Origin of the sequence: Streptomyces sp. NPDC056128 (assembly GCF_042263835.1) — a bacterium.
In the GTDB taxonomy this organism is placed as follows: Bacteria; Actinomycetota; Actinomycetes; order Streptomycetales; family Streptomycetaceae; genus Streptomyces.
Genome location: NZ_JBHJVQ010000003.1, coordinates 119,675 through 137,661 on the forward strand (window position 1 = coordinate 119,675; position 17,987 = coordinate 137,661).

Genomic DNA, 17,987 nt, shown 5'->3' on the forward strand with positions numbered 1-17,987 from the left:
CGCCCACTACCCTGCTCCCAGGGACTGGCGTACCTGCTGACGGGGGAGGGGTGGACGCCATGCGGCCGCTCGAAGTCGACGAGCCCACCGTCGTGGGGCCCTACCGGCTGCTCGGCCGGCTGGGATCCGGCGGCATGGGCCGGGTCTACCTGGGCCGCAGCGCCGGTGGCCGCACGGTCGCCGTGAAGATCGTGCACCCGCACTTCGCGCTGGACGAGGAGTTCCGGGCCCGGTTCCGGCGCGAGGTGGACGCCGCGCGCAGGGTCGGCGGCGCCTGGACCGCGCCCGTACTGGACGCGGACCCCGAGGCCCGGGTGCCGTGGGTCGCCACGGCCTACGCGGCCGGTCCGTCCCTCACGGCGGCCGTCGCGGACGGCGGCCCGCTGCCCGTCCACTCGGTACGGGCGCTCGGCGCGGGCCTGGGCGAGGCGCTGGCCGCGGTGCACGAGCTGGGCCTCGTCCACCGGGACGTGAAGCCCTCCAACGTCCTGCTCACCCTCGACGGCCCCCTCCTGATCGACTTCGGCATCGCCCGCGCGACGGACGGCACGGCGTCCCTGACCTCCACCGGCGTCTCGGTCGGCTCGCCCGGCTACATGTCGCCCGAGCAGATCCTCGGCAAGGGCGTGACGGGCGCGGCGGACGTGTTCTCGCTGGGTGCCGTCCTCGCGTTCGCGGCGACGGGCACGCCGCCCTTCCCGGGGGACTCCTCGGCCGCGCTGCTCTACAAGGTCGTCCACGAGGAGCCGCGGCTCGACGCCCTGGACGGGGACCTGCGTGACCTGGTCGCGGCCTGCCTCGCCAAGGACCCGGCCGCCCGACCGGCCCCCGGCGAGGTCGCCCGGCGCCTGGCCCCCGAGGGCGCGGCCCGCCTGGTGACCGGCGGCTGGCTGCCGGGGACGCTGGTGGAGCGGGTCAGCCGGAGCGCCGTACAGCTGCTGAACCTGGAGGCGGCGGACGCGTCGTCGGCGGGGCCGGTGTCGGGGCCCGTGGGCTTCAGCAGCCCGTCGGTCGGAGCGCCGGACCCGAACGGCGGTGCGCCGGATCCCGGCGTCTTCGGGCCGGCGCCGGTGATGCCCACGCCGACGGTGGCGCCGTCGGTCCCGGCAGCGCACGTGCCGGGTCCGCGTGACGGCGACCGCCCTCCGTCTCCCGCTCCCGGCAAGCTGTCCGTCTCCGTCGCGGCGACCTCCACCCGCGAGGGCGAGGGGCGGCGCGGCCGCCGAGTCAGCTGCACGGTGGCCCTCGCGGTGGCCGGGGCGATGGCCGCGGTGACGGTCGGGTCGGTCTTCGTCCTCGAGCTGCTGCCGGGCGGCGGCAGCGACAACAACGCCGACGACGGCGGCCGGAACCCGTCGGCGACCGCGCCCTCGGAGCCAGGTTCCGACGGGGAAGCCCAGCCCGTCCCCGGCCGCTACTTGGGCACCTGGGAGGGCCAGGCCGTCGCGGTCGAGGGCAACCTGCCCCTCGGCACCTTCCGCCTGACCGTCCGCGAGGCCGCGGTCGGCGCCCAGCTGGGCACCCTGCGCCACACCGACATCTTCGGCGGCACCTGCGACGACGTACTGACCCTGAAGAAGGTGACCGAGAAGCAGGTCGTCGCGAGCGCCGTGGGCGCCAAGGGCAACCGCGACGTCTGCAACCAGGCCCGCCACACGGTCCGCCTCACCCCGGTCGGCGACGACCTCCAGTACGAGTCGGACAGCGAGGACTCGGGGCGGCCTAAGGCACGGTTGTCGAAGGTCGAGTAGGCGACGGGCATCCCCCGGTCTCGGTGGTCATGCCCCTGCAACTCCCTCGGTCACACCTGTCACTAATGTGTCTGCGACAGCGAACACCACCGCACGAGCCATGTGTTCGTCAACGCGTCACGACGGGGAAGGCCCGCCATGGAGACACTGCAATCGGACGACCCGCGGGAGCTGGGAAGTTACCGCATCCTGGGAAGACTCGGCGCCGGTGGCATGGGCCGCGTCTACCTCGCCCGATCGCCCGGCGGCCGTACCGTCGCAGTGAAGGTCGTCCGCCCCGACCTCGCGGCGGACACCGACTTCCGCGCACGTTTCCGGCACGAGGTGGAGATCGCGAAGGCGGTCTCCGGCCGGTTCACCGCCCCCGTCGTGGACTCCGACCCGGACGCCCCGCTGCCGTGGCTCGCCACGTCGTACGTCCTCGGCCCCGATCTGACGGACGTGGTCGCCGCCCACGGGGCGCTGCCCGAGCACACCGTCCGCGCGCTGGCGGCCGGGCTGGCCGCGGCACTGCAGGACATCCACGCGGCGGGACTGATCCACCGCGACCTCAAGCCCTCCAATGTCCTGCTGGCCGCCGACGGCCCCCGCCTCATCGACTTCGGCATCGCGCGGGCGGTGGACGGCAGCCGGATGACGCAGACCGGAGTGGTGGTCGGCTCGCCCGGTTACATGTCGCCGGAGCAGGCGATGGGCAAGGACGTCGGCACGGCGGGCGACGTCTTCTCACTCGGTTCCGTGCTCGCGTTCGCGGCCACCGGGCGGGGCGCCTTCGGGGACGGCACGGCCTCGCACGCTTCGCTGCTCTACCAGGTCGTGCACGGTGAGGCCGACCTGACGGACGTACCCGCGTCCCTGCTCGGGCTCATCCGCGCCTGCCTCATGAAGGACCCGGCACAGCGCCCGGCGCCGGGGGAGATCGTCACCGCCCTGGCCGGGCAGGGCATCGACGCCGCTCTGCACGACTGGCTGCCGTCGGCCGTCGCCTCGACCATCGCGACCCACGCCGCGGGCATCCTGGACCTGGAGGCGCCCGAGGCACCCCGGACCGCCCCGCAGGCCCAGGCCGCGGCCACCTTCGGCCCGGCGCCGACGATGCTGGACGGGACGTCTTCGACCGGACCGGCCGGGTACGGCACGCCGCCCGGCGGTACACCGGCGCCCGCGTACGGAACCCCCCTGCCCGGCACGGTCTCACTCGGAGCGGACGGGACACCCGCTCCCGCCCGGTCCCGTCGCCGGGTGCTGGGTATGGCGCTCGGCGGTGTCGCGGTCGTCGCGGCGGCCGGGGGCGGCGCTGCCTGGATGCTGGCGTCGGGTGACGACGGATCCGATGGCGCGACGGGTACTCCGGGCAAGGGCGGTTCGGCCCAGCCGGTGGACGAGACCTTCACTACGCCACCGGCGGGTGTCGCCCCTCAGCCGCTGTGGCACAAGTCGGCCGCGGAGGACAGCACCACGACGGGCGTACCCCTCCTCACGCACGACGGACTGCTCCTGGTCAGCGGGGATCCGCTCGTGGCCTACGACGTCAAGACAGGGAAGGCCCGCTGGACCAAGCCGGGCATCTGCCGGCCCGGAGCCCAGCTCCTCTTCCACGACGGCAAGGTGTTCCTCGCCGACGGGGACTACGACGGTGTCCTGGTCGCCTACGACGTCATGAAGGGCCAGGAGGTCTGGCGCAGCCGACTCGGCAAGAAGCTGTCGGTCGAGGACACGATCGCGATCGACGACAAGAACGTCTACGTCACGGCGACCGACTACGGCCAGTCGCAGAGTGCCACCAAGTACCGCACGGCCGTCGCGGCCATCAGCCACGCCACGGGAAAGCAGGCGTGGATCCAGCACCGGGACTGGGGCACCAAGGACTACGACGTCCAAGGCAGCGTGTCGGGCAAGTACCTGGTCTACGCCGACTCGAACCTCAACCTCACCGTGAGGGACACCGCCACCGGCGGTCAGCTGTGGACCAAGAAGATCGGTGAGGAGTGGACCTGGCGACCCACGGTCGCGAACGGCCTCGTCTTCCTGCCGGGCGACGAACTGACGGCCGTCGACGCGGACAAGGGCAGCACCGTCTGGACGCTGTCCCCGGCCGGCCGCCGCGGCTTCAACAACCCGACGGTCATCGACGGCGTCCTCTACACCAGCGACCACGACGACGGCGTATGGGCCGTGGACGTCAAGACCGGCAAGCGGACCTGGCTCTGCGACGAGCTGGACGTCGAGGGCCCGGAGACATTCCTGCGGGCAGGGGCGACACTGTACGGCGCCACCGGCTCTCTGGACGGCGGCATCGTCGCCCTGGAGGCCGGGACGGGCAAGTTCCGCTGGGCCTACAGCGACAGCAAGGGTGTGGGCGAGCCGTGGCAGGTCGCCCTCTCCGGAAACCGGCTGCTGGCGACGCACGGCCCTGAGATCTACGCCTTGCCGGCCGTCTAGCGAGCACGACGAGTCGCAGGAACCTCTCGGTCCTGCGGCCCGTCGTCCGTTCTGGGCGGCCGGTGCCCATCACATCGGCGTGGTGACCGTCAGATGCTCGCCGCTGCCGAGGTGCAGCATGCCCTTGCCCGGGGTGATCTGGCCGCCGACCATGCTCCGGTTCGTGCGGATGCCGATCAACTCTCCCGCGGAGCTGTCCTGCGGAGACAGCAGGATGCCGCGGCGGGCCTTCTTCATGTCGACCTGCCAACCGGAGAAGCCGTCGCAGATCTCCTCCTCGTCACCGGCGATGACGACGGCCAGGCCCTCCTCCACACCGCGTTCGACGATGCGCTTGAAGATGTCCTCGGCGTCGCAGTCGTCGTGCACCTCAGCGTCGTCGACCAGGACGACGATCGGCTGCTCGGGACTGGCCGACTCGATGAGCTCCTCCATCTCGTCCTCTTCGATGTCCCGGCCGGTGATGACCTTCAGGACGCCTTCCGTCCCCTCCAGTTCACGCAGCGGGGACGGGCGAGGTGCCGCCAGAATCACCCGTACGCCCTGGGCGAGGCAGGAGCGCGCGACGTTCAGCAGCACCGTGCTGCGCCCGGACTTCGCGGGCCCGCCGATCACGAATGCCGGGACACCCTGGGCGAGGTCGGGGCCGAAGGCGGTCAGTTCGTCGCCGCCGACACCCACCAGCGCCCACAGCGGAGAGGCGCTCGCCACCGGGTCGCGCATGGCCCAGGCATCGGCGAACGAGATCCGGCTGGGCAGGACGTCGACGCGGAACGGGCGGCGGGAGCGCGGCAGCCCGGTGTCCCGGGCGGTCGCCGCCTCGCCGATCGCCATGAGAGCGGCAGCCTGACCCTGGCCGGTGGTGTCCTCGGCGAGCAGGGCGAACTGGGTCTCGATCGCCGTACCGCTCGCGAAGCCGCGGCCGGGCGGGATCTCGTCGGGGATCTTGCGCGCGTTGATGTCCAGCAACGAGAAGTCGCCGCGGTCCGCGAGCCGCAGACCGTACTTGTCTTCGGTGAGGGAGGAGATCCGCCCCGTCAGCAGTTGACGGTCACCGGTGATCACCAGGTGCAGGCCGACGCTCGCGCCCTCGCGCATCATCGCCATCACCTGGTCGGTGAGGTCGCCGTGGTTGTACTCGCCGAGCGTGGGCAGCCAGCCCTCCCAGCGGTCCAGGAAGACCACGAGATGAGGCAGTCGCTCGTCCTCGGCCGCGGTGGCTCGCTGCTCCCCGATGTCGGCATAGCCCTTCTCCGCCAGCAGATCCTGCCGCCGGGTGAGTTCGCCGGTGAGCCGGTTGAAGAGCCGGATGACCCGCTCCTGCTGATTGCGGCTGACGACCGCGCCGCAGTGCGGCAGCCGAGTCAGTGCGTTCAGGGCGCCGTTGCCGCAGTCGATGCCGTACACGTGGACGTCGGCGCTCGACAGGGTGCGGGCCAGGGAGCCCGCGACGGTACGCAGCACCTGCGAGCGGCCGCTGCGCGGGCCACCGGCGATGAGCAGGTGCCCAAAGGTGGCGAAGTCGACGACCACCGGGCGGCGGGCCTGTTCGGCCGGCAGGTCCGCGATGCCGTAGGGAGCCGCCGGCAGCGCCCCCTGGCTGTGTACCTCGGGAATGTCGTCCAACAGCAGCGACTCGTTCAGGGCGGGCAGCCACGGAGAGTGCTGGGCCGGAATGCCGATGGCCTCATTGGCCTCCCGGATGGCGTCCACCAGGACCTTGAGATCGGTGATCTCGTCGTCCTCCCGCGCCTCGGACTTGGGCTTGGCGAGCCCGGCCCGTCCCAAATCCTGCCAGGAGAGCTGCCCGGCCCACGGGGCGAGTGCCGCCGGATCGGCGGCACCGGGGCGGCGGCCACCGACGCGGCCGGACTGGAAGGGGACGAGGGAGGCGTGGCCGAGACGGACGTACGCGCGGCCCGGCGTGCTCTTGGCGATGTGACCGGCATCGGGAGCGTCGATGACATCGGTCGACTCACCGGCGTCGGTCACCCGCAGGGCGATCCGCAGGTTGGTGTTGGCGCGGATCTCGGGCGATACGACACCACTCGGTCGCTGCGTGGCCAGCAGGAGGTGAATGCCGAGGGAGCGGCCTCGCTGGGCGATGTTGACGAGACCCGTCACGAAGTCGGGCAGGTCGCGCACCATGGACGCGAACTCGTCGATGACGATGAGCAGTCGGGGTATGGGTGCGTGGGACGGGTCACGGCGCACCAGGTCCTGGTAGTCCTCGATGTCCTTGGCATCGGCGGCGGCGAGGATGTGCTCGCGCCGCTTCAGCTCCGCGCCCAGCGATTCCAGGGCGCGTTCGACGAGGTGTGCGTCGAGGTCGGTGACCATGCCGACGGTGTGCGGGAGTTTGACGCAGTCCTTGAAGGCGGACCCGCCCTTGTAGTCGACCAGGACGAACGTCATGTTCTCGGGGGTGTTGGCGACGGCGAGCGCGGCCACGATGGTCTGGAGCAGCTCCGACTTACCTGAACCGGTCGTACCGGCGATGAGTCCGTGCGGGCCGTCGCGCCGGAGGTCGATGCCGAAGGGGCCGTCGTACGACTCACCGATGACCGCCATGGTGGACTGACCGCCCATGCGCCAGCGCGCGGCGACGTCGTCGTGCGTCGGGGGCTCCAGCTGGAGCACGTCGAGGAGCCGGCTCGAGGACGGGAGCGCGGAGTCCTCGGTCTCGCCGCTGATGTCGCGCAGGGGCGACAGCGCCCGGGACAGCCGGGCGCACCAGGCGGGGGAGACGAGGTCGGGCCGTACACCGGACCTGCGCCGGGCACCGGTCTGCTCGACGCGCAGTCGCAGTTCGGGTGCCCGCTCGGCGGCCTGCTGGGTGTCTTGGGCGCCTTGGTGCCAGGCATGGAAGGAAGGGAAGCCGCCGGCGGGGGCCTGAGGGGCGTTGCCGGGCTGAGCGGCGACGGTCTCGCTGTGGCGCAGCGGCTCGGCGACGACGAAAGCCTGGCACTCGCCGGGCAGGAAGCGCTCCTCCTCGTCCAGGCAGATCGCGTACATGGCGACCGCCGGCCCTTCCCGCAGCAGTCGTACGACGCCCGGCAGCGACCTCAGCCGACGCGACCCGTCCCATACGACGACGATGTCCGGGTCGGTGAAGGCGGGTCCGGCGCCACTGCGGTTGTTCTCCTTCAGGGCCTTCTGCCTGGCGTCGAGCAACTGCGTCAGCTCACCGACCCGGGCACTCACGGTCTCGGAGTCCGTCCCCACCATCACGTTGACGTCCTGGCCGTTCGCAGGGCGGGCGTGCGGGAGCCAGCGGACCCAGTCCCAGCGCGGCTGTGCGTGGTTCTCGGTGAGCACGTAGAACTGAACATCCATCGGGCTGTGCAGCACAGCGGTCTGCGCCACGGCCCATCGCGCGAGTGCCTGTGCCGAGTCGCCGGGCCCCGCGACTCCGATGACGCCCAGTTCCGCCAGAGGCAGCGCGACGGGCGAGTCCTCGATATCCCAGGTGACCTGACGCTTGTGGTCGTCCTGCTCCGGATCGTCCAGTACGACTTCGGACGGCACGCGGCCGGTGCCGACCCGAAGGAGTAGATGGTCGGCGTCCGTGCGCCGCCGCTCCCACAACCGGGTACGAGGGCCGGTGCCGAAAGCGAGCACAGCGGCGGGATCGGGGATGGCGCCGCGTCGCTCGAGCCGCTCCAGCCGCAACGCGTCCTGGGCGTCCTTCTCGATCCGTTCCTTGGTCTCCTTGTACTCCTTGACCTGCTGCGCATGGGACTTGCGCCCGTGCTTCTTGTCCATGAAGTAGTTGCCGAAGAGCATGACCGGGCTCAACAGCGCCATGATCATGTAGTACCAGCGCCCGAAGATCATGACGGACACGACCGCGCCGACCAGCGGGAACAGCGCCATCAGCCAGGGCAGCGGGCGGGCTTCGTAGTCCCTGGGCGGAGTAGGCAGCCGGAAGTGGGTCTCGCGCTCTGCCGGGCGCAGTCGCGGTGGCCGGTTGTAGTCGAGCCCGGCTCCGTCTTCCGACCATTTCAGGGCAGCGTTGGGGAGGGAGTAGCCGTCGATCTCCAGAAGCGTGTTGCCGAGGGCGAGTTGGGAGCCGAGGGGCCAGGAGCCGCCGTCGAAGTCGTCGCCGTCGAGGCGGGGGTGATTACTGTCGCGCCCCTTCTCCTCCTTCTCCCTGTCCTCCTCCTCCCCCTTCCGCTTCTTCCTCTTCTTCTTTTCCTCTTCGTTGTCCCCGGTGTTCTTCTTCTCGATGCCGTGAAGGGCGACGTCGCAGGTGCCGTCCATGGAGATGGACAAAGTGGCGGCGCGCGAGACGAGTTCGGGATCGTCGATGCGGATGTGTGCGGCGGGGCCGCTGCCGATGTCGTACCGGCCCACGCCCAGCCGGTGCACGACACCGGCGGCGGGACCGCCGGCCACGCGGAACTCCACGACACCGGTCGGCTCACCGGGAACGCAGCCGGCCGGATCGTGCAGGCTGACGACAGCGCCCTCGCGCAGCGGTGAGCCGACGATGTTGGCGTCGGGATCGAGGGGGTAGCCGTCGACGAAGGCCTGCGGTGTGCCGCCGGGGCCGGGACGCCCGCCGATGGGGATGATCTCCGCACCACCGGCAACACCGACATGGCGTGCCAGTTCCCGAGTGATGTCGCCGACCGACGACTCCGGATCGGCGTCGAGCACCACATCGGCGCTGGCTCCGCCGATCGGATCGACGACGGTCAGACTCAGGCGCACGTTCGTCCTCCTTGCTGGGCTGAGGCTTCCCCCGGAACGCTTAACACAGTGGAGTGACCATAGCCGCCGCACCTTGCCCCCGTGCAACGGGAGGCACAGGGCTTCACAGGCCCGGATGTGCACGGGTTCACGTTTCCGCCGCAGGGTATCCCTGTCGTCCCCAGAGCCTCACCCGTAGGATCTTTGCTCGTGCGGACGGCCCGTAGACGACCGGGCGGACCGCGTCAGTCACGCCACGGGGGAAGGCCCTGCGGCAACGGGAGGGAGAGCTGTCATGGCCAAGGACGCAGACCTTACATACGCCGAGATGGAGAAGAAGGCCACCGATCTCATCAAGGCGATGGGCGACATGGAAGACATGTTGAAGGCCATCGAGAAGGGTGTCGAGGAACTCGTCGCCAACGGCTTCACCACGCAGAAGGCCTCCGGTGCCTACGACGAGTCCATCAAGGACTTCACCAAGGGCGCGGCCAAGACCGTCAAGGGCCTGGAGGGACTCTCCAAGTTCCTGACCAACGCCAAGAAGGCGTACGAGGACCTGGACGAGCAGCTGGCGAAGACCGCGAAGGGCTGAGCCGCGGCACACGCGACACAGCCCGGTGTGACAGGACGCTAACGCCCTGTCACACCGGGCTGTTTGTGACGGACGCCAGCAGGCTGGCAGATCGACATGAGGGGGCGCCATGGCCGGCGGGAGCGATCAGCGGCTCGATCTTGAAGTGATCAAGGGGATGGGCAAAGGACTCGGCAATATCAAGAAGGCGTTCGACGGCCTGGAGGACCTGAGCGGCAAGTACGAGGACGACTTCGGGAACGGCGACCTGGCCGACATGTTCGAGGACTTCGCCGGCAACTGGGAGCTCAGCCGCAAGAGGCTGACCGAGGAGGTCGACGCGTTGGCCCAGATAGCCAAGGCCGCCGGCAAGGCGTACGAAGACATCGATCACCAACTGGCTCAGGCGCTTCGCGATGCCCAGGACCCGAAGAAGGCGAGCTGACTGATGGCGGGAAGGCCGCGCGACTGGCATCCGGTTGCGGACAGCGACCCCATTCCCGGAGACGCGGACCGCATGGCGTCCCTGGGCAAGCAACTACGCAAGACGGCGGATGAGCTCGACCAGCAGATCCGCAACCTGAAGGCCGTTGCAGAGGTGGACGCCTGGGACAGCAAGGCCGGCAAGGAATTCCGCGAGAAGGCCTCGGGAAACGTCAAAAAACTCGAGGCGGCATTCAAGAGATATGACACCGCTGCCACGGTGATCGGCACGCGGGTCGAGGAAGTGGGCGGCGGACACCAGGACAAGGTGACGGCCAGTCCGCGGAACTACGCCTCCGACCTCAACCGAGCCCAGGAGGTCGCCGACGCCGCGCTCAAGGAAGCGAAGGACGCCGAGGAGCGGAAGAGCGCGTCCCAGAAGAGCCTCGACAACCTTTCGGACAAGGGCGGGAGCAAAGGCGACGTCGACAAGGACCGCAAGGAACTTGAGGCGAAGAGGAATGCGGCCGGTGACGAGATCGACACGGCACGCGAGAAGATCAACGACGCGAAGCGGATCCGGGACGACGCCGCCAAGCGTGCCCGGGAGTCCTTGGACGCGGTCATCAACCATGACTCCCTCAAGGACGGGTTCTGGGAGACCCTGGTCGACGACATCGCGACGATCACATCCTGGGTCGCCACAGTATGTGGGATTCTATCGTTGCTCGTTGGCTGGATCCCGGTGATCGGGCAGGCTCTGGCCGGAGTACTGGGCGCGATAGCCATGATCGCCACACTCATCAACTTCATCGCCACACTTGTTCAGGTCGCTCAGGGCAACGCCGACTGGATGGACGTGGGGATGGCGGCCCTCGGCTTCCTCATGATGGGCGTGGGCAAGGGTTTCTCCAAGATCGCAGGAAAGTTCGCGAAGGGGACGCTGGGGCGGCTCGGCAAGGCCGGATCAGCGCGCACCGCGCGTCAGATGAGCCGGGCCAACAAGAACCTTCGCCGGTCGGCTTACAAGGACGTCAAGCTTGGAAAGGGTGACGTTCTTAAGTCGCTCAAGGAACCCTTCACGGAGCCCTTCTCCAAGGCCGCATGGGCGAAGAACCTGAAGACGCTGAAGCCGGGCGGCGGAAACTGGAGCGCGGCCAAGAACGAGTTGAGCCTGCGTGGTGACGGAAGTGCTCTCAAGGGAATCCCCAAATCCTTCTCCATGGCCGATCCCGGTGTCGCCTCCGACCTGAAATCAGTCAAAATGGGAACCGCGGCCTTGGGTGGCCAATTCGATGCCAACGCCGTCAACCAGATCTCCAAGACGGCCACCCGTCTGTCGGTCGTCGGGTCCGGTATTACGCTGGGCGGGTTGAGTCTGGACGGAAACCTCCAGAAAATGGTCGGAATCGGCTGAGACCCGTCCGTATCCGCACGAAAGGACCGATCATGACCGCACCGGACGATCCCGCTCCGCTGGATGAGACCTTCGAGTGCACCTTCGAGTTCCAGCCTGGCTGGGTGGATCTCACGCTGCGCGACGGGACCAAGGCCGAGGCCAAGGCACTGGCCACGGAGGTCGTGAACCGGCTCAATCCGCTCGGCCTTGAGATCGAGAAGAGCGCGGTCTTCGACGACATGGTCGAGCGGGCCGTGGACCTCAACGACGACGTGCCCACACTCGCGGCGGCGTACTACTCCGAGGCGGGGGAAGCCCTGGCCAACCTCATGGTCGACTCGTACGGCGACGAGGGCGTATCCCGTCCCGACGCGGACGACGTCGTCCCGCTGCTTCTGCAGTGGGGAAACGCGGAGGTCACGGGTGCACCCCAGATCACTCACCTCGAGTTGGCCGCGGGACCTGCCGTGCGCATCCAGGCGATGCTCAAGGTCAAGCGGATGCTCGGCTTCGGCCGCAAGCTGACCGAGTTCATCAAATACGCCGTCTTCCCGCCCGGCATGGAGAGTCTCATCGTCGTCACGGTGACCTGGGAGAAGATCGCCCTCACAGAACAGATCACCGAACTGGCCGACGAAGCGGTTCGGACCATGCGGATCACTCCGCTCTCGACGGGAGGCGCATCGACGTCCGCCGGTGGAGGCACGGCATGAAGACGGCCGACCAGTTCACCTCGCCGCCCGCGGACTACAACGTCGTCGTCCCGGACGGCTGGTTCCAGCTCTCACTCGACCCGGAGGATCGTGACCGCGGCATCGTGGCACTCGCCGAGTTGACGTTCCGCGGCCAGGACAACGCCCCGCATCTCAAGAAGCAGTTCATGCAGGACCTTCAGCGGAAGGCGAAGGACGCCTACCAGGTCGGCGGCACGGAGCTCTACCTCTCCACGATGGCCGTCGGCCCCGTGCCCTTGGCATCCTCACTCCTCATCAGTGTTCCTGGCCCCGGTGAGTGGCCCGAGACCTCCGACGCCGCGGCGCTGGCCGAGCACTTGGCGGACCGGCACCGCGACGAAGAGATCAGCGTGGTGGAACTGACGAATGCGGGCACGACCGTACGACACCGCCGCCGAGAAGCACCCGACCCCGCAAGGCAGTTGGGCAACACCCTGCCGACCACGACCCTGACCTACTACGTGCCGATTCCCGCCACCACTCGCTGGCTGCTGCTGAACTTCTCGACACCCGTCGATCAGCTTGCGGACCAGATGGTGGCGCTGTTCGACACCGTGGCGGGGACGCTGCACTGGGGGTGACCCGCGATGAGTGAGCCGGGGGGGGGAGAGAGAGACCACTGGCTCGAGCGGCGGTCATCTCGGTGGCGAGCGGGCGAGTGATGTCTGAGCAGCCTGGACGGGGTGGTGTGCCGGGCCATCCGCGCGAGCCGGTGGCACGCCCAGGGGGTATGCCACCGCACAGTGCTCACGTCGTACGCCGGGCTCGGCTGTACGCCGACGGACCGGACTTCTACCCGCCCAAAGACGTGTGGGGGATCGTGTAGAAGCGCCCAGCGGACCGCTGGGGTGTCCTGGTCTTCATGCGGGAGAAGGGGCAAGACCTCCTACATGTGCCCCCTCGTGGGGTGGCTTCCCGAGGCGAGAAGCATCGGTGCCCTTGACCTGCGACCGCACAAGACCTTGCCCCGTCACCCGCGAGGCTGACCGCCGCTGGAAGCTCCCGCCCCACCAGCGTGCTCTGGTTGGCCTGGTGTACTGCGCCGGCACGACACCCTCGCCCAGCTCGCGGCCGGGTTCGGCATCGTCGTCGGCACCGCCCACGCCTAAACGACAGCCGCCGTCATCCTGCTCGCCGACCGCGCCCCGGCCTGTTGTATGCCCTGCGCGAGGCGGATCCCGACTACGTCCTGCCCGACGGCACCCTGGCGGGGTGCCTCCGGGCGGCGACAGTCGGGCCGACTTCTCCCACAAGCACCGCCGACACAGGGTAAACGGGCGGCGGTGACCGACCCGGGCGGGCGACTGCTGTGGACCTCGCCAACGCTGCCCGGCCTCCAGCATGACCTCACGCGGGCCCGCGCCCACCGCATCATCCGGATCCGCGAGCGCCAGGGCATCGCGATCCTCGCCGACCGTGCCTACATGGGAGCCGGCCCCTGGCTGACACCCCTGAGGCACCCACCGAACCGAGACCTCACGCCGACCCAGCAAACCGTCAACCGCGCGCTGTCCACAGCACGGGCGCCGGTCGAGCGCGGCATCGCACGACTGAAGCTATGGCGGATCTTCCGCAGGTCCCCGAGCAGCCCGACCGGGATGTGCACCGGTTCACGTCTTCCTCTGCAGGGTATCCCTGTCGTCCCCAGAGCCTCACCCGTAGGATCTTTGCTCGTGCGGACGGCCCGTAGACGACCGGGCGGACCGCGTCAGTCACGCCACGGGGGAAGGCCCTGCGGCAACGGGAGGGAGAGCTGTCATGGCCAAGGACGCAGACCTTACATACGCCGAGATGGAGAAGAAGGCCACCGATCTCATCAAGGCGATGGGTGACATGGAAGACATGTTGAAGGCCATCGAGAAGGGTGTCGAGGAACTCGTCGCCAACGGCTTCACCACGCAGAAGGCCTCCGGTGCCTACGACGAGTCCATCAAGGACTTCACCAAGGGCGCGGCCAAGACCGTCAAGGGCCTGGAGGGACTCTCCAAGTTCCTGACCAACGCCAAGAAGGCGTACGAGGACCTGGACGAGCAGCTGGCGAAGACTGCCAAGGGCTAGTGCTGCCGGCGGCGGCCACTGCGCCGCCCGGGCGCGGTGGGGTGCATAAAGTGTCCTGCCGCGCCCGGGCATGTCGCCCACGACCTTGGCCTGATCAAGGAATCCCCGAGGAGGGGCCCATGGGGGAGCACGACCGCCTGCTGGTCGACTTCACACTTCTTGAGTCTTCGAAGAAAAATCTCAACGACATCAAGAGAGCCCTTAAAGATATCGAAAAACACCGCGCCGACATCCATGACATCTGGGGTCATGGCGGCATCGCCGGAAAGATGGACGAATTCGTCAACAACTGGGACAACTACCGGCGCGAACTCCTCGCAAATGTCGAGGACTTGGGTAAGCAAGTAGATACGTCACTCAAGAGCTTTGAGAAGCTGGACCTCGATCTCAAGAACGTGACCGAGAAGAAACAAGGAAAAAACGGGGGAAATTGACCGATGGGTACGGGTAAGGGCAGGCGTCGGCCGGCCGACTGGCATCCGCTTGCGGAGAAGGACCCGGTCCCCGGCGATCCGGAGGACATCCGCGACGAGGTCACCAGGATGAAGAACCTCGCCTCAACCCTACGTGACCAGGCTGCCATTCTGCGCCAGGCCGCCGACGGCGACGCCCTGAAGGGCAAGTACGCCGAGAAGATCCGGGAGAAGTCCGGCGACCTCGAGAAGCGCTTCCGCGAGACGGCGGGCCGCTACGAACGTGTCGTCGGCGACCTCGGCAAGTGGGCCAATGAGCTGGAGGGATTCCAGGAACGGGCCGACGGCATCCTCCGCGCCGCGAAGCAGGCCGACGAGGAACATGCTGCCGAGGTGAAGAAAAAGGAAGCCGAAGCCAAGAAGGACGGCGACAAGAAGCCGTCGGCAGAGGCCGACCCCAACAGTCATCTGTCCTCGTACCACAAGCAGCTCAACGAGGTCATCTCCGATCGCGACTCCCGCGCCCAGCGTTACGCAGAGAACATCGGCCGTGACATCTCCGACATCATCAAGGACAGCAAGTGGGAGAACTTCAAGGACTGGGTACACGAGCATGCGGACACGATCAAGTCCGTCGTTGACAAACTGAGTACCGCAGCGACCCTCATTGGTGCTATCGCCCTCCTCCTCACGCCCGTCGGATGGATGGCGACCCTCATCATGGTGACCGCCATCAGCCTCACGGCGATCGTCGGCGTCGGGCACACGATGCTGGCCCTCTCCGGTGACGGGAGCTGGACAGATGTCGCCATGGACGTCTTCGCGCTGGCGACGCTGGGATTCGGCAGCGTGGCGATGAAGGGCGTGAAGGCCGCGACGACAGCGCTCAAGAACACAAGCAGGGCGGGACGGTTCCAGCGGTACGCGAATCTACGCAAGCTGCTCGACAGGAACGTCATGCGATACGGCACCAACTCGGCCCGCGGTGCGAAAGCTGTGCGTGCGAAGGATGCGCTGCGCCAGATGGGGTCGAGGGAAACACGGCCTGGGTCCAACCCGCTCGAACGCCTGGTGGGCGGTGATAGGGAGGTCGTCAGCGCAACCAAGTTCGCCAAGGCCATGCGCGCCGAGTTCAGTGGGAATACCGATGTGGTGAAGGCGGCCGATGCGGTGGGCAAGGCTGCACTGAAGTTTAGGCTGAACTACGGCGCTGCCACCCTGGTGGACGTAGGCGACAAACTCGGAGAAAAGGGACCCTTCGGGGAGCAGTACGGTGACGCGAAGGATGTCCTGACGCGTGAAGTCGGGAGCCGTTGGTGACCACTCCAGAGTGCGAATCGACCGAAAGCAAAAGGGTGGGACGGCATTCAAATCGCAATCCGAGGGAGCGGAGATAGTGGCGACAATCCCGGCAAAGAGTCCACAGGAATCGCAGGCCATGAAGTTCCTTGCCGCGTGCACGCTGGCGCCGATTCTCTGTCTTGCCTTCCAGGATATCGGAAGTGAATACGCAGGAATCGACTGGCTCACCTACGGTTACGTGGCTTGGCCGATGATGATCGCGCCAGTACTGATGCTAATCCTGTTTTTCAGGAACCGAGAACTAATCCGCAATCCGCAGGTTGGCGCCAACTTCTCCCAGACGATCAAGATCGTTGCAGTCATGTACCTGGTCTGGAACATCATCGGAGCCATCGGCTACAGCTGGTTGGCTGTGATTCCGATGCTCTCCTGCCTGACGATCCTGGTGGCCGACCGGCAGCTCAAGAGGCGGGCCGGCGCATGAGCACGTCCGATTCGGAGCAACAGTCGCCCCGCGTCGAGGTGACCGCTCCCCGCGGCTATGAGCTCATCCTGCCGCCCGGTTGGGTCCGCATCCCCTTGCGTGAGGGCACGAAGGAAGCGCTGGAGAGGATCCTCTTCTCGCACATGGGGGAAGTCCCGGAGGGTATTCCCCGGGACGACGCGATGCGCTTTCGACTGGACGTGCGTCGCCAGTTGGAGAGGCAGGCGCGTACGGCCAGAAGAAACGGTGGCCTTGACCTCTACCTTCCGGTGCTGCCGCGCGGGGGCATCTTCCTCATGGCCTCTTTCATCGTCGCAGAGCTGCCGATCGGCCAAGCCCACGCGGTTCCTCACCAGGCAGTGATCACTCAACTGGCCAACGAGGACGTACCCGGTGGTACAGGGACAAAGGTTGACGTGGCAGGGGCATCCGCACTCCGCCGAGCGTATCGCTCCACTCCTGACGAGGAGAAGCTGAGTTCCGCACCCGAAGCCGTACAGCAGACCGCCCTGCCGACGTGGCGGGTCGACTATGTGATTCCCGTGCCGGACGATCCCGGTCGCTGGATCAGCATCAACTTCTCCACACCGGGTGACGGCGATCTCGACAGTGAATTCACCGGCGTGCTGGTCGAGTTGTTCGACGCGGTGGTCACCACGTTTAAATGGAGCTACGAGTGAGCTGGCTCAACGTCAAGCACGCCATGGACCTGTCCCCTTGGATTCGCATCCCGCTCATGTGGCCTGAACCGGGGCTTGAGGACGTCGAGGAGGCACAAACGCCTGAGGCGTGGGCCCGTTACTTTGCCGAGGGTCTCTGGGAGGATTTCGCGTCGGAGAAGCCAGAACCGGGCGAAGTCGGCCTGCTAACCAACATGCTGCTGATGTTCGCCATCAGGGCCCCCGCAGCCTTTCCCGACTTCGAGGTCTTCCTCCATCTCCCGCACCCACGGGAAATCCCACTCCCCGTGTACGTCGATCTGGTGGAGATCGAGGAAGGCGAGGACCGGGAAACGGCACTGCGTGCGCTGACCCACGCCGACGCGAGCTACACCGTCGAGCCCCCCATCGTCGAGGACTTCGACTCCCCGCATCTGGGAACCGGCTTGCGGGTACTGCGCTACTACCAGGACGAAGACAGCAACGAGGTGCACGTAGGCCTCCGCTACGCCTGGCGCTACGAGAAGGGCACGGAAGCCGCGGACGTCCTGATCATCCTGGCCGACCCTGACGCCGGCCGGATTCTCCGAGCTCTCGATGATATCGATGAATTCGCCCGCACCATTCGGATGAGTCCGGATGAGGAAGCAGATGCCTGGAATTCCTCAAGGGGTGGCATGTGAGCGCATAGGCATCCTGTCGATAGAGGGTAGTATGAGAAGTCATATTTCAGCCCGAATGTGACCGTATGTCGCAGGCGGGTAATGTCGGATCAGGCTGCCGACCTTACGCGTATCAAGGAGAGCGGCAGCGCTCTCTCCAAGATCCACCGCGACTTCAAGAACCGGGCGAACCCTGCGGAAGGGCTGATTTCGTCTGGACATCGACCCCGAGCGACGTGAGCGCTCGGTCGATGCCTTGGTGACCCGCCGGTTCGAGGGCATGGATAATGCCCCGCACATCAAACGGCAGCTGCGGCAGGACTTGCTTGAGCAGGGAACTGCTGCGTTCCACGAGGGCGGGATCGAGTTGTACCTCAGCTTGCAGCAAGCA

The 17,987-nt window shown here is 67.6% G+C and carries 14 protein-coding genes and 1 pseudogene; 14 read left to right on the plus strand and 1 reads right to left on the minus strand.

Going from position 1 to position 17,987, the window contains the following annotated elements:
- Positions 1 to 59 precede the first annotated feature (59 nt).
- The gene (locus tag ACFC1X_RS08625; protein WP_376350018.1) at positions 60 to 1,751 is read left to right on the plus strand and encodes a protein kinase; all 1,692 of its coding nucleotides are present in this window, start codon (positions 60 to 62) and stop codon (positions 1,749 to 1,751) included.
- Positions 1,752 to 1,889: 138 nt separating this feature from the next.
- The gene (locus ACFC1X_RS08630; RefSeq protein ID WP_376350021.1) at positions 1,890 to 4,193 is read left to right on the plus strand and encodes a PQQ-binding-like beta-propeller repeat protein; all 2,304 of its coding nucleotides are present in this window, start codon (positions 1,890 to 1,892) and stop codon (positions 4,191 to 4,193) included.
- Between the two features lie 69 nt (positions 4,194 to 4,262).
- Here ACFC1X_RS08630 and ACFC1X_RS08635 read toward each other — a convergent pair whose 3' ends face one another.
- Entirely contained in the window at positions 4,263 to 8,909 is a 4,647-nt protein-coding gene (locus tag ACFC1X_RS08635) for an FtsK/SpoIIIE domain-containing protein (protein ID WP_376350024.1), read from the minus strand.
- A gap of 274 nt (positions 8,910 to 9,183) precedes the next feature.
- Here ACFC1X_RS08635 and ACFC1X_RS08640 point away from each other — a divergent pair, with 274 nt between their 5' ends.
- The 12 genes and pseudogenes from ACFC1X_RS08640 to ACFC1X_RS08695 all read left to right on the plus strand — a co-directional run bounded on the left by ACFC1X_RS08640 (position 9,184) and on the right by ACFC1X_RS08695 (position 17,617).
- A complete protein-coding gene (locus ACFC1X_RS08640; protein ID WP_261699441.1) occupies positions 9,184 to 9,483 on the plus strand; it encodes a WXG100 family type VII secretion target in 300 nt (99 codons plus the stop codon).
- A gap of 109 nt (positions 9,484 to 9,592) precedes the next feature.
- Positions 9,593 to 9,907, plus strand: coding sequence for a hypothetical protein (locus ACFC1X_RS08645; RefSeq protein WP_376350027.1), 315 nt, complete (start codon positions 9,593 to 9,595; stop codon positions 9,905 to 9,907).
- A gap of 3 nt (positions 9,908 to 9,910) precedes the next feature.
- Complete coding sequence (locus tag ACFC1X_RS08650) at positions 9,911 to 11,302, plus strand: hypothetical protein (protein WP_376350030.1); 1,392 nt, start codon at positions 9,911 to 9,913, stop codon at positions 11,300 to 11,302.
- 32 nt (positions 11,303 to 11,334) lie between these two features.
- A complete protein-coding gene (locus ACFC1X_RS08655) occupies positions 11,335 to 11,997 on the plus strand; it encodes a hypothetical protein (RefSeq protein ID WP_376350033.1) in 663 nt (220 codons plus the stop codon).
- The gene (locus tag ACFC1X_RS08660; RefSeq protein ID WP_376350036.1) at positions 11,994 to 12,599 is read left to right on the plus strand and encodes a hypothetical protein; all 606 of its coding nucleotides are present in this window, start codon (positions 11,994 to 11,996) and stop codon (positions 12,597 to 12,599) included. The genes ACFC1X_RS08655 and ACFC1X_RS08660 overlap by 4 nt, the downstream gene beginning before the upstream one ends.
- Positions 12,600 to 12,951: 352 nt before the next feature.
- Positions 12,952 to 13,619, plus strand: a pseudogene (locus ACFC1X_RS08665) (transposase family protein); the annotation flags it as partial.
- Between the two features lie 157 nt (positions 13,620 to 13,776).
- Positions 13,777 to 14,076: a WXG100 family type VII secretion target gene (locus ACFC1X_RS08670; protein ID WP_261699441.1), complete on the plus strand. Its 300-nt coding sequence runs from the start codon at positions 13,777 to 13,779 to the stop codon at positions 14,074 to 14,076.
- A gap of 119 nt (positions 14,077 to 14,195) precedes the next feature.
- Positions 14,196 to 14,510 carry a hypothetical protein gene (locus tag ACFC1X_RS08675; protein WP_376350039.1) on the plus strand — a complete coding sequence of 105 codons (315 nt, stop codon included), beginning with the start codon at positions 14,196 to 14,198 and terminating at the stop codon, positions 14,508 to 14,510.
- A gap of 3 nt (positions 14,511 to 14,513) precedes the next feature.
- Entirely contained in the window at positions 14,514 to 15,809 is a 1,296-nt protein-coding gene (locus ACFC1X_RS08680) for a putative T7SS-secreted protein (RefSeq protein WP_376350042.1), read from the plus strand.
- A 118-nt stretch (positions 15,810 to 15,927) separates the two neighbouring features.
- A complete protein-coding gene (locus tag ACFC1X_RS08685; protein ID WP_376350044.1) occupies positions 15,928 to 16,275 on the plus strand; it encodes a hypothetical protein in 348 nt (115 codons plus the stop codon).
- Positions 16,272 to 16,955, plus strand: a complete 684-nt coding sequence (locus ACFC1X_RS08690) for a hypothetical protein (RefSeq protein WP_376350047.1) — start codon at positions 16,272 to 16,274, stop codon at positions 16,953 to 16,955. The genes ACFC1X_RS08685 and ACFC1X_RS08690 overlap by 4 nt, the downstream gene beginning before the upstream one ends.
- The gene (locus ACFC1X_RS08695) at positions 16,952 to 17,617 is read left to right on the plus strand and encodes a hypothetical protein (RefSeq protein ID WP_376350050.1); all 666 of its coding nucleotides are present in this window, start codon (positions 16,952 to 16,954) and stop codon (positions 17,615 to 17,617) included. The genes ACFC1X_RS08690 and ACFC1X_RS08695 overlap by 4 nt, the downstream gene beginning before the upstream one ends.
- Positions 17,618 to 17,987: the final 370 nt, after the last annotated feature.

Excerpts from the sequence above, each read along its gene's own strand:
- ACFC1X_RS08625 (WP_376350018.1), top strand. The coding sequence starts at position 60 with ATGCGGCCGCTCGAAGTCGACGAGCCCACCGTCGTGGGGCCCTACCGG.
- ACFC1X_RS08630 (WP_376350021.1), top strand. The coding sequence starts at position 1,890 with ATGGAGACACTGCAATCGGACGACCCGCGGGAGCTGGGAAGTTACCGC.
- ACFC1X_RS08640 (WP_261699441.1), top strand. The coding sequence starts at position 9,184 with ATGGCCAAGGACGCAGACCTTACATACGCCGAGATGGAGAAGAAGGCC.
- ACFC1X_RS08645 (WP_376350027.1), top strand. The coding sequence starts at position 9,593 with ATGGCCGGCGGGAGCGATCAGCGGCTCGATCTTGAAGTGATCAAGGGG.
- ACFC1X_RS08650 (WP_376350030.1), top strand. The coding sequence starts at position 9,911 with ATGGCGGGAAGGCCGCGCGACTGGCATCCGGTTGCGGACAGCGACCCC.
- ACFC1X_RS08655 (WP_376350033.1), top strand. The coding sequence starts at position 11,335 with ATGACCGCACCGGACGATCCCGCTCCGCTGGATGAGACCTTCGAGTGC.
- ACFC1X_RS08660 (WP_376350036.1), top strand. The coding sequence starts at position 11,994 with ATGAAGACGGCCGACCAGTTCACCTCGCCGCCCGCGGACTACAACGTC.
- ACFC1X_RS08670 (WP_261699441.1), top strand. The coding sequence starts at position 13,777 with ATGGCCAAGGACGCAGACCTTACATACGCCGAGATGGAGAAGAAGGCC.
- ACFC1X_RS08675 (WP_376350039.1), top strand. The coding sequence starts at position 14,196 with ATGGGGGAGCACGACCGCCTGCTGGTCGACTTCACACTTCTTGAGTCT.
- ACFC1X_RS08680 (WP_376350042.1), top strand. The coding sequence starts at position 14,514 with ATGGGTACGGGTAAGGGCAGGCGTCGGCCGGCCGACTGGCATCCGCTT.
- ACFC1X_RS08685 (WP_376350044.1), top strand. The coding sequence starts at position 15,928 with ATGAAGTTCCTTGCCGCGTGCACGCTGGCGCCGATTCTCTGTCTTGCC.
- ACFC1X_RS08690 (WP_376350047.1), top strand. The coding sequence starts at position 16,272 with ATGAGCACGTCCGATTCGGAGCAACAGTCGCCCCGCGTCGAGGTGACC.